The 373-nt window shown below is 50.1% G+C and carries 2 tRNA genes; both read left to right on the top strand.

What is annotated here, in order from left to right:
* Nucleotides 1–109 precede the first annotated feature (109 nt).
* Nucleotides 110–186, top strand: a tRNA-Ile gene (locus KNO68_RS14900).
* A gap of 22 nt (nucleotides 187–208) precedes the next feature.
* Nucleotides 209–281, top strand: a tRNA-Ala gene (locus tag KNO68_RS14895).
* The last annotated feature ends 92 nt before the right edge of the window (nucleotides 282–373 follow it).

Raw genomic sequence — 373 nt, 5'->3', positions numbered from 1 at the left:
AACAAGGTAGCCGTATCGGAAGGTGCGGCTGGATCACCTCCTTTCTAAGGAAAATGCCCATGTGGCATTGCCCATCGTTCAGTTTTGAGAGACCAAAACCTCTCTAAGAGGGCCTATAGCTCAGCCGGTTAGAGCGCACGCCTGATAAGCGTGAGGTCGGTGGTTCGAGTCCACTTAGGCCCACCATTTTTATGAAAAATTCCAATACGGGGCCTTAGCTCAGCTGGGAGAGCGCCTGCCTTGCACGCAGGAGGTCAGCGGTTCGATCCCGCTAGGCTCCACTTTTGTTCCTTGAAAACTGAAGATTCATCAAGACATCAAAAACCAATTTCACATATGGTCCATAATGGACCGTGTGTCTTAGACGCTAGAT

The sequence above is a fragment of the Exiguobacterium sp. s75 genome, from assembly GCF_018617145.1.
Lineage (GTDB): Bacteria > Bacillota > Bacilli > Exiguobacteriales > Exiguobacteriaceae > Exiguobacterium > Exiguobacterium profundum.
This window is presented reverse-complemented; position numbering and strand designations above follow the sequence as displayed.